General features: G+C 41.5%; 15 protein-coding genes. 4 read left to right on the top strand and 11 right to left on the bottom strand.

The window, feature by feature from the left end; all coding sequences use genetic code 11:
• Positions 1-105: 105 nt before the first annotated feature.
• The 5 genes from HMPREF2637_RS11715 to pbp2a form a co-directional block, all read right to left on the bottom strand.
• Positions 106-594: a phosphatase PAP2 family protein gene (locus HMPREF2637_RS11715; RefSeq protein WP_064525485.1), complete on the bottom strand. Its 489-nt coding sequence runs from the start codon at positions 592-594 to the stop codon at positions 106-108.
• A gap of 126 nt (positions 595-720) precedes the next feature.
• The gene (nusG, locus tag HMPREF2637_RS00625; protein ID WP_002883644.1) at positions 721-1260 is read right to left on the bottom strand and encodes a transcription termination/antitermination protein NusG; all 540 of its coding nucleotides are present in this window, start codon (positions 1258-1260) and stop codon (positions 721-723) included.
• A 200-nt stretch (positions 1261-1460) separates the two neighbouring features.
• Positions 1461-1637, bottom strand: coding sequence for a preprotein translocase subunit SecE (gene secE, locus HMPREF2637_RS00630; RefSeq protein ID WP_002883656.1), 177 nt, complete (start codon positions 1635-1637; stop codon positions 1461-1463).
• Between the two features lie 8 nt (positions 1638-1645).
• Positions 1646-1798: a 50S ribosomal protein L33 gene (gene rpmG / locus HMPREF2637_RS10705; RefSeq protein WP_002886472.1), complete on the bottom strand. Its 153-nt coding sequence runs from the start codon at positions 1796-1798 to the stop codon at positions 1646-1648.
• 48 nt (positions 1799-1846) lie between these two features.
• Positions 1847-4174, bottom strand: coding sequence for a penicillin-binding protein PBP2A (gene pbp2a, locus HMPREF2637_RS00635; RefSeq protein WP_064525482.1), 2328 nt, complete (start codon positions 4172-4174; stop codon positions 1847-1849).
• A 65-nt stretch (positions 4175-4239) separates the two neighbouring features.
• On the opposite strand from pbp2a, the gene HMPREF2637_RS00640 reads away from it, so the two are divergent.
• The 4 genes from HMPREF2637_RS00640 to HMPREF2637_RS00650 all read left to right on the top strand — a co-directional run bounded on the left by HMPREF2637_RS00640 (position 4240) and on the right by HMPREF2637_RS00650 (position 6735).
• On the top strand, positions 4240-5109 hold the full coding sequence (locus HMPREF2637_RS00640) for an RluA family pseudouridine synthase (protein WP_064525480.1): 870 nt from the start codon (positions 4240-4242) through the stop codon (positions 5107-5109).
• A 182-nt stretch (positions 5110-5291) separates the two neighbouring features.
• The gene (locus HMPREF2637_RS00645) at positions 5292-5624 is read left to right on the top strand and encodes a TM2 domain-containing protein (protein WP_021143504.1); all 333 of its coding nucleotides are present in this window, start codon (positions 5292-5294) and stop codon (positions 5622-5624) included.
• Positions 5624-5929, top strand: a complete 306-nt coding sequence (locus tag HMPREF2637_RS10710; RefSeq protein WP_073686514.1) for a DUF2752 domain-containing protein — start codon at positions 5624-5626, stop codon at positions 5927-5929. The genes HMPREF2637_RS00645 and HMPREF2637_RS10710 overlap by 1 nt, the downstream gene beginning before the upstream one ends.
• Before the next feature lie 101 nt (positions 5930-6030).
• Positions 6031-6735 carry a superinfection immunity protein gene (locus tag HMPREF2637_RS00650; protein ID WP_037598933.1) on the top strand — a complete coding sequence of 235 codons (705 nt, stop codon included), beginning with the start codon at positions 6031-6033 and terminating at the stop codon, positions 6733-6735.
• A gap of 83 nt (positions 6736-6818) precedes the next feature.
• Here HMPREF2637_RS00650 and groL read toward each other — a convergent pair whose 3' ends face one another.
• From groL to rseP, 6 genes are all read right to left on the bottom strand, one after another.
• The gene (gene groL / locus HMPREF2637_RS00655; protein ID WP_070838903.1) at positions 6819-8438 is read right to left on the bottom strand and encodes a chaperonin GroEL; all 1620 of its coding nucleotides are present in this window, start codon (positions 8436-8438) and stop codon (positions 6819-6821) included.
• A gap of 44 nt (positions 8439-8482) precedes the next feature.
• On the bottom strand, positions 8483-8770 hold the full coding sequence (gene groES / locus HMPREF2637_RS00660; protein WP_002883604.1) for a co-chaperone GroES: 288 nt from the start codon (positions 8768-8770) through the stop codon (positions 8483-8485).
• Positions 8771-8935: 165 nt separating this feature from the next.
• Positions 8936-9739 (bottom strand): ABC transporter ATP-binding protein, encoded by an 804-nt coding sequence (locus tag HMPREF2637_RS00665; RefSeq protein ID WP_002883592.1) that lies wholly within the window; start codon positions 9737-9739, stop codon positions 8936-8938.
• A complete protein-coding gene (locus HMPREF2637_RS00670; protein ID WP_064525474.1) occupies positions 9739-11679 on the bottom strand; it encodes an ABC transporter substrate binding protein in 1941 nt (646 codons plus the stop codon). Before HMPREF2637_RS00670 ends, HMPREF2637_RS00665 begins: the two co-directional genes overlap by 1 nt.
• 482 nt (positions 11680-12161) lie before the next feature.
• The gene (locus HMPREF2637_RS00675; protein WP_134954484.1) at positions 12162-14024 is read right to left on the bottom strand and encodes a proline--tRNA ligase; all 1863 of its coding nucleotides are present in this window, start codon (positions 14022-14024) and stop codon (positions 12162-12164) included.
• A gap of 70 nt (positions 14025-14094) precedes the next feature.
• Entirely contained in the window at positions 14095-15357 is a 1263-nt protein-coding gene (gene rseP / locus HMPREF2637_RS00680) for an RIP metalloprotease RseP (RefSeq protein ID WP_070838904.1), read from the bottom strand.
• Positions 15358-15360 lie beyond the last annotated feature (3 nt).

Here is a 15360-nt window from a genome sequence, read left to right on the forward strand (position 1 = left end):
TTTAATTGCCAACTCGAATTTTAGAACAAAAGGAAAGGTGCTCCAGAGGTACCTTTCTTTTTTCAACGAAAAAAGCCCTCCTCTTTCAAAGAAGGACTAGATTTTCTATAGGTAAAGAAGAAGACCCACAAGGATTCCAATGACATAGCCTGCTAAAACATCACTAGGATAGTGAACACCACCTAGCACGCGCAAAAGAGCTAGAGCACCCGCCAGAAAAAGCATAGCCCCACCTAGCCAGGGGTTAAGCGTCAGCGCCAACATAGCAATAACAGTCGCTGAGAAAACATGCCGGCTGGGAAAGGACTTGCCTAGACTGTCCTTCTTAATAAGGGGTTGGATAGCCCAAGTCTGGTATGGACGCGGTCGATTATAGAGACTACGACCAAGAGAAAGAAGGAAAAAGCCTCCCCCCATAATAAGCACTGTCGTAGAGAGAATAAACCAGCCACCCCTTAGCCAAACCCAAATAAGAAATATAGGAAAAAGCAGGTAAAAAGTCCTAGTTATAATTTTGTTCAAGCCTTCTAAAACCTTAGCGTAAGGACGTAAAGGAGTACTAATCCTATCGTAAAATCGTTTATAATTCATCATCCGTTAGAAAAAAGGGAGTGACACAGAACTAAATTTCAAAAATCTAGCTTCTAGTCTCTCCCCTCAAGTTTAATGAGATAGTCTTCCGATGTTGAAGTCTCTTATCTCGACCTCTATTTGTCTATCTTAGAGTTCAGCGATTTGGTAAAGTTCAAGTTCAGCAGCTGTTTCTGAACCAAACATGTTAATCATGATTTTAACCTTGTTGTTTTCAATTTCTACAACACGGCCTTCTTGACCCATAAAGGCACCATCAATGATTTGAACCACATCACCAACCTTGATATTAGTATCAAAGACATCAACAGTTTGACCCATTGAAATCAAGATTTGACGGATTTCTTCTTCCAAAAGTGGTGTTGGTTTAGAACGGTTACCGTGAGAACCAACGAAACCAGTAACGTTCGGAGTATTACGGACAACGAACCATGCTTCGTCTGTCATTACCATCTCAACAAGAACGTAACCAGGGAAGCGGTTTTCTTCCACTTCTTTAACTTTACCGTTTTTCTCAACATTGACAGTTTGAGTTGGGATTTCAACACGCAAGATATTTTCAAGCATGTTATAAGTTTGGGCACGTTGCAAAAGGTTTTCTTTAACTTTGTTTTCGTATCCTGAATACGTTTGAAGGACGAACCAGCCCTTGTCGAATGAATCTAGCATTTTAGGATTCCTTTCTTTTTTCTAAATGACATTTAAACACCTTTGGCTAGCTATCTTCTAGATGCGAGTGTTAAATGTAAATGAATGCCTATGGTTTAATTCAAAGCGTAATAAAAAAGCCTGATGGCCCTTGTTCTCGCTTTTATCTGCATTTATTATAACAAAAAAGAGCAGGTATTCCCACTCTTTTTGTGTTTTCTTTAGAAAAAGTTAATCAGTGCTGACATAGCGCGACTCAACAATTCATCAAACGCATAGATGATGACAGTGAAGAACGCAGTATACTCAAGAACTGAAATAAAATCATGCCAGCGTTGTTTACGGTCTGGCCAAGTCGTGTCTTTCAAGACTTTGAAAATACTTCCAGTTTGTCTCACGGTGTCTCCTATCTTGTTTCCTTATGCAAGGTGTATTTTTTACAATGTTTACAAAATTTGTTAACTTCTAGTCGTGTTGGTTTGGGAGTGCTACTCACATTAATTGAGTAGTTTCGGCTCCCGCATTCAGCACACGCTAGGCTTGCTTTTTTCTGTGCCATAACGCCTCCGTTCTTTTTATCTTACCACTTTTAGGTGCAATTGACAAGCTATCTAAACAGACCTGAGAAGGAGTCTGTAATCTTATCCCATAGGCTACTTGCCTGATCTTTAACGTCATTCACAACATCTGATGCCTTATCTGTCCATGACTTGTTACTACTATTACGTGAGTCATTTGGATCTGCCGTATAGTCTAGGGTTTGACCATCAGCTGCATAGGCATTTTCAACAGTAAACTCAGTACCTGGTGTATTTGGTAAAACATCCGCAGCGATATAGCTGAAGATCGTCGAAGCTGTTCCCGAGCTTGCTCCTGTTAGGTAGTGACTTTCGTCAGTCTTATCAAAACCAATCCAGGTCGTCATGACCACATCAGGAGTATAACCAATCACCCACTGGTCACTAGTCAAATCCTTGTTGAATTCAGCCTGAACAGTACCTGTCTTACCTGCCATTGTGTAACCCGTGTAGTTGGCATTCACAGCGGAACCATTTGAGAAGGTACCAAGCATCATGCTGGTCATCTGGTTAGCTACTGACTGGCTGACAACACGTTTAGACTTCTTACTATGGGTAGCAATAATGTCTCCACTGGCATTTTCAATTTTAGTGATGAAATAAGCTGTATTCATCTCACCACCATTAGCAAAGGTCGCATAAGCCTGAGCCATTTGAAGAGGACTGGCTGTCACACCACCACCAAGTGAAATTCCAAGTTCTTCCGGAACATTGTCAAAGTTAAGACCAAATTTTTGACCGTAACTAATCCCCTTTTGAATACCGATTTGATTAAAGAGGTAAACTGCTGGGATATTGTAGGAGTTAGCCAAAGCTTGATACATAGGCACATCCTCTGTCTCAACACCACCGTAGTTGGTTGGAGTATAGCCGTTATAGTCGATTGGTTTATTAGGAAGGTCCTTATTGATGCTCCATCCTGAAGCCAAGGCCGGAGCATAGACCACTAAAGGTTTGATGGTCGATCCAGGACTACGCTTTCCTTGAGTCGCATAGTTAAAGTTACGGAAGGTTGTATCACTAGTACCACCTACACGACCTACTAGACCACGGACCGCTCCAGTTGTTGGATCAAGTGCCACACTAGCTGACTGAGCTGTACTACCATCACTTTCTGACGTTGGGAAGAGATAGGTATTTTCATAGGTCTGTTGCATATTAGCTTGTGAGTTGGCATCCATCTCTGTGTAGATTTTGTAGCCATTTTTTACGATTTCATCCTCACTCAAACCATAAGTTTTCGTAGCTTCTTCAATGACGGCATCAAAGTAAGACGGATACTTGTAGTCATCGCCAGTCCCTTGATAGGTATCATCCAGACGACTAGCCATATCAACTCCAGCCGCACTGTCGGCATCTGCCTGACTCAACTTCTTGTCATCAACCATGTTGGCGAGGACAGTGTTTCGACGGTTAGTCGCATTTTGGATATTATCGATTGGGTTATAAATTTCAGGTCCCTTAAGCATACCCGCGAGGGTCGCTGCTTCATCAACAGTTAGATTGGCAGCACTTGTCCCGAAGTATTTTTGACTGGCGTCTTCAACACCCCAAACCCCATTTCCGAAATAGGCATTATTGAGGTACATAGTAAGGATTTCTTGCTTGCTGTATTTCTTGGTTAATTCCAAAGAGAGGAAGAATTCCTTGGCCTTACGAGTAACAGTCTGTTCTTGAGTCAAGAAGGCATTTTTAGCCAACTGTTGGGTAATGGTTGAACCACCACCAAAGCGCCCCATGGACACAATAGCCAGGAGGAATCGCTTGACGTTAACCCCGCTATTTTTATAGAAGGTACGGTCCTCAGTTGCTATGACAGCGTTCTCTAGGCTATCACTAATGGCATCCAGCTCCACATAAGTCCCTTTTTGCCCTGACAAAGAACCAGCTTGATTGCCTTCTTTGTCATAGATAACCGTAGTTGCTTTCAAGGCATCTTGAAGATCTGAAACATTGGTCGTCTTGGCAATATAGAAAAGGTAGGAACCTACTGTCAAAACCAGCACAGCTAGCATGATAAAGAGAATTTTCCCAATATGATAGCGACGCCAGAAACGGCGAATAGGATTTCTTGGCGAAAGCGTAAACTTGCTCAAGAACGCCTGAACCTTACCTAAGGGTTTGGTGGTATCAATAGGTTTCTTTTGCTTAGAACGTTGATAACGTGACGTCTCTTGACTTTCCTGAGACATATCCAAGTCTTCAACGGCTTGTTCAACCTCATCAGGTTTCTTAGCGAACAATCCCTTTATCTTATCTTGTAAATCCTTCGATTTACTAGCAGACTGGGATTCCTTACCCTTTCCGCTAGTTTCTTCTTTAAAAAGTTTGTTTTTTAGATTATCAAAAAATGTCATAACCTTATTATACCAAGTTTTTACAGATTCTGTCCTCTTTTAAACGTTCATGATATAATGAAACCATGACTTTACACGTAGAAATTATCAATCCCCATCCTGCAACAACTGTCAAAGACTTACTAGAAACTAAGCTCCTCATTCCTCGTAAGATTCGTCATTTCCTACGTACGAAAAAGCACATCCTCATCAATGGAGAGACTATTAATTGGCAGAGTCCTGTTGAAAAAGGTGATAAGATTAGCCTGACCTTTGATACAGAGGACTACCCTGAAAAAATTATCCCTATGGGAAATGCCAGTCTGGTTGAGCCTCTCTATGAGGATCAGCATCTCATCGTGGTCAATAAACCTGAAGGAATGAAAACACATGGTAATGAACCCACAGAAATTGCTCTACTTAACCATGTTTCGGCCTATTGTGGGCAAACCTGTTACGTCGTTCATCGACTAGACATGGAAACTAGTGGGGCTGTACTCTTCGCAAAAAATCCGTTTATCCTGCCAATTCTCAATAGACTCTTGGAAGATAAGAAGATTCAGCGTCAATACTGGGCTTTGGCTGAAGGTAAATTTCAGACCAAGGAGACTGTGTACAAAGACAAGATCGGACGCGACCGCCATGACCGTAGAAAACGGGTGGTTGATCCTAGAAAAGGTCAGGTTGCCTATACAACTATCACGCGCCTCAAAGTCTTCAAAGGAGCTAGTCTGGTCAACTGCCAACTAAAAACCGGCCGGACCCACCAAATTCGTGTTCATCTAGCCCATCATGGGCATGCCATTCTGGGGGATCCTCTTTATAGCCACCGAACCGCATCTCGACTCATGCTCCACGCCCACACTCTTAGTTTCACCCATCCCTTAACACTCGAAAAAATCACTGTTAAGGCGAATTCAGACAGTTTTGAACAAGGGTTGAGAAATCACAAATAATAGAAGTAGGCTCATTCTCAAGCATAGTGCGAAAGGATTATCCTAATGATCCTCTAGTTATGACACAGTGGAAGCTTGCAAATAAGTTGCTTTTATTGACCTCAAAAGCCTTGACCACCTTGAATCTCCCTGGACATTATGTTAAGCTTTACATATCATATAAATTAGAGGAGTATTTAATTATGAATCCAGCAGATCAATGGTTAGCTATCAATGCCAAGTATTTCCCAACAGAACAAGTTCAGTACATCCGCCAACGTCTTGAGGCACTTCCTGAACAACAGCTTTCAATGCTTTACTCAATCAGCTTCCAAGATCCTACAATGATGCTTATTATCTCACTTTTCGGTGGTTCTCTTGGAATTGACCGTTTTATCTTAGGACACGTTGGCTTAGGTGTTGGTAAACTATTGACATGCGGTGGCTGTGGTATCTGGACTATCGTCGACTGGTTCCTTATCATGGATGCTACTCGCCAATCAAACGCTCAAAAACTCTTTGCAGTTATTGGCTAATGAAAAACTATTTCACACGCTTGTGGGCCTACCACCAGCGTTTTTTTAGATTATATCTTTTAGTTTTTGTAGCAATTTATGGAGTCTATTTTTTGCATCTTCCAACACCACTCAGTTTAATCCTAAGACCATTTGGACTTAAAGGTTGGAGTGCCGGTCTAACACGCGCTAGCGTTAGGCTCTTACACCTAGATTGGCAAGGAGCCTGGGACTATAATCCACTGATATATCCTCTAGTGGTCTATATCCTAACCTATTTCTTTCTCTTTCCCATCTTCAGTGATAAGAAGATTATAAGGAAATAAAGCAAACACTCTTATTCGATTCCCATTGCCGTCCCCTTACACTATTGCTATAATTGTAATTATCAACATTTTTATAATCAAGTTATCTGGAGGTTATACACATGAAACAACAAGATTGGATTGATTTTTTCCAAGCAGTTAATGGTCGTAATCCAAGTATTCAAGAAATGGCTGAAGCAGCTCAGAAAGGCGAGTTTGTCCGAGAAACTCCCAAACCAACTGTCGAAATAACAAAACCTGTCCCACAAAAAGAGACTGTAGAAACTGCCGAAAATGATGTTGACAATTATGATGTTGCTGAAGAACCACTAGCTGATACCAACTTAGAGGAACTACAGGATTTACCAAATACTAGCCCCGCGTCAAGTCAGACTAATGCTACCTTCCAACATCCAAATCATAACTTTAACGAGACTTGGACGCAACACGAAAGTAAGTCTCAAACAAACCTCATCATGATAGCCATCGCTTCTATCCCAGTTATCCTCTGGGCTCTTGCAATGATACTCTTTGGAATTGCCAGTGATGAGCTTAGTGGCGGCTTGCTCACGGCTTTTCTCTCCATCATCATTTCTTTACCCTTGGTAGTACTTCAAATATTACCAGCTCTTCTAAATAAAACCGATAAAAAATGGCCAATCTTTATCCTATCCTTTCTTCTAGGATGGACATTCATCGGTTGGGTTATCTTTCTTGTTATTTCTATCAATACGAATAAGGAAGCAGAGCGCATTAGACAGCAACAAATGATGATGCAAATGGCAGGTCAACAAGGAAGTTCTGGTACATTTAACCCTTTTCAGTAATTAACAACAAATAATTGAAAAAAAGAAAACCCAGAAAAAGTTTCTCTACTTTTCCTAGGTTTTTTCTTTTGCTTTTTAAACTCTTAGTAACCCATCATTCCTGGATCCATAGCTGGCGCTGCTGGAGCCTCTGGTTCAGGTTTGTTGGCAACGACTGCTTCGGTTGTCAAGATAAGACTTGCTACTGAAGCGGCATTTTGAAGGGCAGAACGCGTTACCTTAACTGGGTCAATGATTCCTGCTTCAACCATATCTACCCATTCACCATTGGCAGCGTTAAATCCTGTACCAACTGGGCTATTCTTCAATTTATCGATGATAACGGAACCTTCATAACCAGCATTATAGGCAATTTGGCGAACTGGCTCTTCCAAAGCACGAAGAACAATGTTACGTCCTGTAGCGTCGTCACCTTCAAGATCAAGTTCAGCAACCTTAGCAATGACGTTAACAAGAGCTGTACCTCCACCTGCTACGATACCTTCTTCAACAGCGGCACGAGTAGCGTTAAGGGCATCTTCGATACGAAGTTTCATTTCTTTAAGGGCTGTTTCAGTGGCTGCACCAACCTTAACGACTGCAACCCCGCCCGACAATTTAGCCAAACGTTCTTGAAGTTTTTCACGATCAAACTCAGATGTTGTTGTTTCCAATTGAGATTTAATGAGGTTAACACGGTTAGCAATGGCTTCTACGCTTCCTGCTCCTTCAACGATAACTGTGCTATCCTTATCCACAGTTACTTTCGAAGCCTGACCAAGTGCTGCCATAGTTGCATCCTTAAGTTCAAGACCAAGATCCTCAGTAATAACAGTTGCTCCAGTCAATACAGCAATGTCTTCCAGCATCGCTTTACGACGGTCACCAAAGCCAGGCGCCTTAACAGCAACGACATTGAAAGTTCCACGAATCTTGTTAAGAACAAGTGTTGGAAGCGCTTCACCATCCACGTCATCAGCAATAATCAAAAGTGGACGACTTGTCTTAAGCACTTCTTCCAAGAGTGGGAGGACATCTTGAATATTTGAAATTTTCTTGTCAGTCACAAGGATAAATGGATTTTCAAGGTCAGCGACCATTTTTTCATTATCAGTAACCATGTACTGAGAAAGATAACCACGGTCAAACTGCATACCTTCAACCACTTCGAGTTCTGTCTCCATACCACGAGACTCTTCAATAGTGATAACACCGTCATTACCAACACGTTCCATAGCTTCTGAAATGTATTCACCAACTTTTTCAGAGCGTGATGAAACCGCTGCGACTTGGGCAATGGCTTCTTTATTAGCAACTGGTTGAGCAATGGCTTTAAGCTCTTCCACGGCTGTAGCTACAGCTGCTTCAATCCCACGACGGATACCGATTGGATTGGCACCAGCTGTTACATTTTTTAGTCCCTCACGAACAATAGCTTGCGTCAAAACAGTCGCTGTAGTTGTTCCGTCACCGGCAATATCATTCGTTTTTGAAGCCACTTCGCTGACGAGCTTGGCACCCATATTTTCAAAGTGATCTTCGAGTTCGATTTCTTTAGCAATTGTCACACCATCATTAGTGATAAGAGGTGAGCCAAAAGCTTTTTCCAAAACCACGTTACGACCTTTAGGGCCAAGCGTTACCTTAACTGTATCAGCTAAAGTATCAACACCACGAACCATTGCTGCGCGTGCATCTGATGAAAATTTAATATCTTTTGCCATAGTTACTCCTTCTTTATCTTAGTTTATATCTAATTAGCATTGACCTAAGCTAGGACCGCTAAAATATCTGCTTCACGGATAATTGAAACGGAATCATCTCCGTCTTTAACATTGACACCTGCACCATTTTCAACAAGGACTTTATCGCCTGCTGCAACACTAGGTGCAATCAATTCACCAGTAAGAGTACGGATTCCTTCACCTACTGCCAAAACCTCAGCAGTCTTTGTAGCTTCATGACTAGCTCCTGCCAATACAAAGCCACTAGCTGTTTTTTCTTCTGTTTCTTCAAAACGGACAACGATACGATCGCCCAATGGTTTCAATGCCATACCAATTACCTCCAAATGTTATTTGTTATTAGTAACGTGTGAAACGTTATTTTTAGCACTCATTAACCAAGAGTGCTAATCTATATATTTATTTTAGCACTTGGTCAAAAATAGTCAAGAAAAAACTACCCAAAATCTGAACTTTGGATAGTTTCTTTTTGCTTATTAACCGAGTACCAAGGCATCGTCATTGAGGACTTGTCCACTATTTTTGTGGAAGAGATCCATAAGTTCTGCAACAGTGAGATTTTTCTTTTCCTCACCTCGCACATCGACGACGATTTTACCATGATAGAGCATGACCAGACGGTTCCCATATTCGATAGCATGTTCCATATTATGGGTAATCATAAGAGTTGTCAATTCTTGTTCTTCAACAATCTTACGTGTCAAATTCATGACCATGTCACTTGTCTTAGGATCTAATGCTGCTGTATGTTCATCCAAAAGCAAGATTTTTGGACGAACCAAGGTTGCCATAGCAAGTGTCAAGGCCTGACGTTGTCCACCTGACAAGAAATTAGCATCGGTCTTCATACGATTCTCAAGACCAAGACCAAGATCTACCAAGGCTTCCTTGAAGACTTGACGTTCGCTTTCAGTGATAGACTTTTTAAAAAAGCTACGTTTCTTACCACGACGATAAGCAATCGCCATATTTTCTTCGATAGAAAGGTTTGTCGCTGTCCCCATTCGAGGATCTTGGAAAACACGGCTAATGTCTTTAGAGCGCTCATCTACAGATGCTTTCTTAATAGATTGCCCCTCTAACAAGATATCCCCCTCATCAATGCTAAGAACACCTGCAATTGAATTCATCAAGGTTGATTTACCAGCACCATTTCCCCCGATGACAGAGATAAAATCTCCCTGCTCAATGTCGAGATCCAAACCACGAAGGACGTGATTTTCATTGACCGTGCCTTTTTCAAAGGTTTTATGAATCTGTTGTAAACTAAGTAAAGCCATTACTTGTCACCTCCTAGAGTCAAGGATTTGTTAGGTCTAATTTTCAATTTTTGTCGTACTTCTGGCACATAAAGGATGATAGCAAGCAAGATGGCTGAAGCCAATTTCAACATTTGAGCATCAACGTTCATGGCAAGGATAATAACCAAGACCAAACGGTAGAGAACAGCACCTACGACAATTGACCAGAGGCGTTTGCCAAGTGGTAGATACTTGACGATAACTTCGGCTAAGATGATTGCAGCCAAGCCATTTACGATTGTACCAGTACCCATATTCATATCCGCATAGCCATTGTTTTGAGCTAGGAGGGCACCTGATAGGGCAATCAAACCATTAGAAATCATGTAGCCAAGTATCTTCATGCGGTCAACCTTGATACCATTGGCTTCACCCATGGCAAGGTTATCACCTGTCGCACGAAGGGCCAGACCAACCTGCGTATTAAGGAGGACAACTAGCATGAGTACCACAAGACTCACAAAGATAAGTCCTAATAGGATTACACCATTCAGCTTAGACAAACCAAGCCCCATCACCATAGTTACCAGCGTATTATGTCCTGAAAGAGAGACATTGGCACTACCAAGAACCAAAAGGTTAACCGAATAGAGACCGGTTAAAGTGATGATCCCCGTTAAGAGAGCCGGTATTTTCATTTTGGTATGCATAAAGCCAGAAACAGCTCCTGCAAACATACCAGCTACAAAACCACCTAGAGTTGCAAAGATTGGGTTGATACCACGGATAATCATGATAGTTGTCGTTGCAGCACCAAGTGGGAAGGCCCCCTCAGCTGTCAAATCAGCAAGGTCCAAAATACGGAAGGTAATGAAGACCCCAATAGCCATAATCGCCCAGAGAAGCCCCTGAGAAATGGCTGTCAGAACGACATTTGAAAAACCATTTTTAGATGACTTATTAACCTTAAGCTTAATGACACCTTTATCTTTTTTAGCAATTGGTTTGTCATCTTGTGTTGATGCCTTAGATTCCTCGTCACTAATGCTAGAAACATCAATACCAAGTTCTTTAGCCATGTCATGGTTAACCACAACATTTAGTGTTTTAGGATACTCTGCATCGACATCCTTGACCTTCTCACCTCGCAGAACACGACCTGCCAACTTACCTGTTTGACGACCAAGCGCTTCATAGTTAGTTCCATAAGTGAATAGGACACCTTTTTCTACACTACCAGCGTCACTACCAACAACTGGAACCTTAGTCTCTTTAGAAAGATCTACCAAGGTATTAATAGCACTAACAATAGTATTGTCAGTTGGGATGAAGATGACTTGGGTCTGACTCATCAAGCTCTTGGCTGTATCTTGGATATCGTTGGTTGATGAAATTCCCTTAATAACCGTTTCAATACCAGCTTCCTTGAAGTATTTCTTGGCTTCTTCAACCTGAACTTCTGAGTTACGCTCGCTGGTCGTGTACATAATCCCAACTTTTTTAGTATTTGGAAGGACCTTTTTCAACAACTCAACCTGTTTGTTGATAGGTGACATGTCACTTGTCCCTGTCACATTTCCTCCAACATTGTCCATAGACTTAACCAATTTAGCTGAGACAGGATCTGTGACAGCTGTAAAGAGAATTGGCTTGTCCTTTGTCAAACTACTCAAAGACTGAGCTGCTGGGGTTGCGATAGCCAACATGACATCATTATCTTCAATAAGCGACTGAGAAATCGTCTGCAAGTTAGACTGATCCCCTTGTGCATTCTGATAATCAATTTTGATGTTCTTACCGTCAACATAACCTTCCTCTTTGAGTTCTTCAATGAACCCTTTACGTGTCGCTGACAAGGAAGGATGTTCCACATATTGGAGCACACCGACGTGAACCAAATCTTTATTAGAAGCATTGGAACATGCTGCCAAGAGGACAGCTGTGATAACAGCCATCATACTGACCAAGAATTTCTTCATCTTGTATACCTCTATTTTTTATTCTATCTATTTCCAATTTTCTTTTATGCTTTTTCCGAGACGATAGGGTCAAAAGAAAATTAAAAATAGACCACGGTATGAAAAAAACCAGTTAGGACAGGCCCAACTGGTTTTATGCATCTTGACTAGCACAGGCTAGCTTATGTCACCGGTTAGACCTATTCATCTAATCGGCTAATCCATCACAAAATGCTTTAGCTTCATAGATACAAACTGACTGACGCTTGTATCCTGAAACACAAACGTCCTATCTAAAGAAACTAAAGTAATAAAAAGCTTTAAGATTTCCCAAATGGGTCGCTTTATTAAGCATGTGATGCCTCCGTAGTTATGATAGTTTTAAGTTTACACTATTTAGACAATTCTGTCAAATTGGAATTTACTCCCTTTTCTCTCAATTTATCATTGTCACTGCAAAAGAAAAATCTCTTCCTGCTCCAGCAAGAAAAGATTTTTTAATCTTAAGCATCTTGGTCTGTTGTTAAGATAGCAAGTGTTTCAATCAAGTTATCGGCATTAACTTCAATAGTATCACCAGTTGCCTTGATTTTAACTTCGACAACACCTTCGCTAGCTTTTTTACCAACTGTCACACGGATTGGAAGTCCAATGAGGTCACTATCAGAGAATTTAGAACCGACACGCTCATTACGATCATCTGTCAAGACATCATAACCTTCAGCCATAAGAGCTGCTTCCAAACGTTCTGTCAAAGCATTGGCTTCTTCATCCTTAGTGTTAACTGTGATCAAGTGAACATCATATGGAGCCAATTCTTTAGGGAAGTTAATTCCCCATGCATAGCGGTATTGACCTTTTGGTGTCTTGTTAACAAAGAGACGTGCATGTTGTTCAATCACAGCTGACAAGATACGGCTAACACCGATACCGTAACATCCCATGATAATTGGAACAGCACGGCCATTTTCATCAAGAACGTTAGCACCCATACTTTCAGAGTAACGTGTCCCAAGTTTAAAGATATGACCAATCTCGATACCACGCGCAAACTGAAGGACACCTTGACCGTCTGGAGAAATTTCACCCTCTTTAACTTCACGAATATCCACGTATTCTGCCTTGAAGTCACGCTCTGGGTTAACTCCTGTCAAGTGGTAACCATCTTCGTTAGCTCCAACAACCGCATTAGCCACATCTTGAACCTTACGGTCCGCAACGATGCGAACATTTTCAGGAAGGTTAACTGGACCAAGGGAACCGAAGTTAGCACCAAAGACTTGACGTGCTTCATCTTCCGTAGCTGGTTCGAGGAAATCAGCAGCAAGGTAGTTTTTCAACTTCACATCGTTAACCTGATCATTACCGACGAGAAGAGCCACTACTGGTTCATCATCAGCGATGAAAAGTAAAGTCTTGATGGTTTGTTCTTCTGGAACATTCAAGAAAGCAGCGACTTCATCAATTGACTTGCAATCTGGTGTTTCAACACGAGCCACTTCTTCTTGAGTCACAACCTTAGTCGCTGGTGTGTAGGCGTTTGTTGCCATCTCAAGGTTAGCTGCATAGCTTGACTCTGTAGAGTAGGCAATTGTATCTTCACCAGATACCAACCATGATGTCAATTCTTTCTTGATTTCTTCCATGACATCTTCTGGAATCTCATCCAATGAAGCAATTGACTTGTCAAGAACTACCCAACGGTTGAGATCTGTACGCTCAGGAGTGACCGCCATAAATTCTTGAGAATCCTTACCACCCATGGCACCACCATCACCGATGATTCCTTTAAATTCAAGGCCAGCACGTGTAAAGATAGCCTCGTAAGCTTTACGGTAGTCTTCATAGGTTACATCCAAATCTTCATAGTTTTGGTGGAAACTATAAGCATCCTTCATGATAAATTCACGTGTACGAAGAAGACCGTTACGAGGACGTTTTTCATCACGGTATTTTGATTGGATTTGGTAGAGATTAAGTGGTAACTGTTTGTATGATTTAACTGCATCACGAACCAAGGCTGTAAACGTTTCTTCGTGAGTTGGACCGAGGATAAAGTCAGATTTATCACGGTTTTTCAATTTATAGAGGTCTTCACCGTAAGTTTCATAACGGCCTGACTCACGCCACAAATCTGCTGTCAAAAGCGCTGGCGCCAACATTTCAACCGCACCGATTTTTTCAAATTCCTCACGCATGATAGTTTTGAATTTCTCGATAGCACGATTTGCCAATGGCATATAAGCATAAATACCAGCAGAAACCTGACGCACGTAACCCGCACGTACCATAAGGGCATGACTGATAACTTGAGCATCACTTGGCATTTCACGAAGTGTTGGAATCAACATTTTACTTTGTTTCATCATTTACATACTAAGGAGGCTGGCCCTTGGGTCAAGTCCCTTAGACTTCCTTTCGTTTCTTTGTTTCTAATTAAAAGAAAGCACGCATAATATCATTCCAAGTGACTGCAATCATAAGAACAACCATGATAGCAACACCTGCAAGTGTAATATAGCTTTCAATTTCTTGATTAAGTGGTTTACGACGAATGGCTTCAATAATATTCATAACAATTTTTCCACCGTCAAGGGCTGGAATTGGGATAAGATTGAAAATTCCCAAGTTAATTGAGAGCATCCCCATAAGGTTAAGAATGGAAATCAAGCCACTTTCTGAAGCCTGGGCAGACATCTGGAACATGGCAACTGGTCCACCAAGTTTATTCAAACTAAAGTTGGTGATAAGCCCCTTGAGTGCCACGAGAATTTTGAAGGCCCCCTCCCAAGCCATTTGGAAACCACCAAAAATCTTATCTTTAAGACTTGTTTTTAAAGCAGGAGAAACACCCAAAAAATAGCTACCTTGGTTCTCCTGAGGTTTAACAGAGATTGTTTCTTCCTGACCGTTACTTCTCTTAACTGTCACAGAAAGGCTGTCACCTTTGGAGAATTTTTGGGTATTCTCTGTCAATGCTTCCTTCAAGCTGTCCCAATCAGTAACCTTGTCCTTATTGATAGCCTCGATGGCATCACCATTTTTCAATCCTGCCACCTGAGCAGCGCCTCCATCGGCTACCTGGATACGGTTGGTCGATATATCTTGAACACCACCTTGAACAAAGGCTAAGATAATAAAGACAAGCACCCCAAGAATGAAGTTATTCATAGGACCAGCAAAGTTGGTAATTAAACGTCCCCAAATGCTTGCATTTTGATATTGGACATCCTTAGGAGCGATACGAAGTTCTGTACCATCCTCCTCAACGATAGTGGCATCATGATCAACCTCATAGGTCTTGGTCTCATCTAGGACTAGACCTGTAATGGTTAACTTATCTTCCAAATCATAGGCAGTGACGTTCATAGGCAAAGCCGTCTGGTCAACCTGGCGATCCGAAAGGTTGATACGTCTTACCTTACCATCTGATCCAATCGTTAGACTGGCAGGGCTACCTGTTTTAATCTCAGTTGTATCTTCACCCCAACCAGCCATACGGACATAACCACCCAAAGGGAGGATACGGATAGTATAAACGGTACCATCCTTACCTGTATGTGCAAAAATTTTCGGTCCCATACCAATGGCAAATTCACGAACCAAAATTCCTGAGCGTTTGGCGAAAAAGAAATGACCAAACTCATGGAAGACGACAATCACACAGAAAATCAGTAAAAAGGTAATAATAGCTTTCATCTA

Origin of the sequence: Streptococcus sp. HMSC065H07, from assembly GCF_001837325.1 — a bacterium.
Classification (GTDB): domain Bacteria; phylum Bacillota; class Bacilli; order Lactobacillales; family Streptococcaceae; genus Streptococcus; species Streptococcus salivarius_H.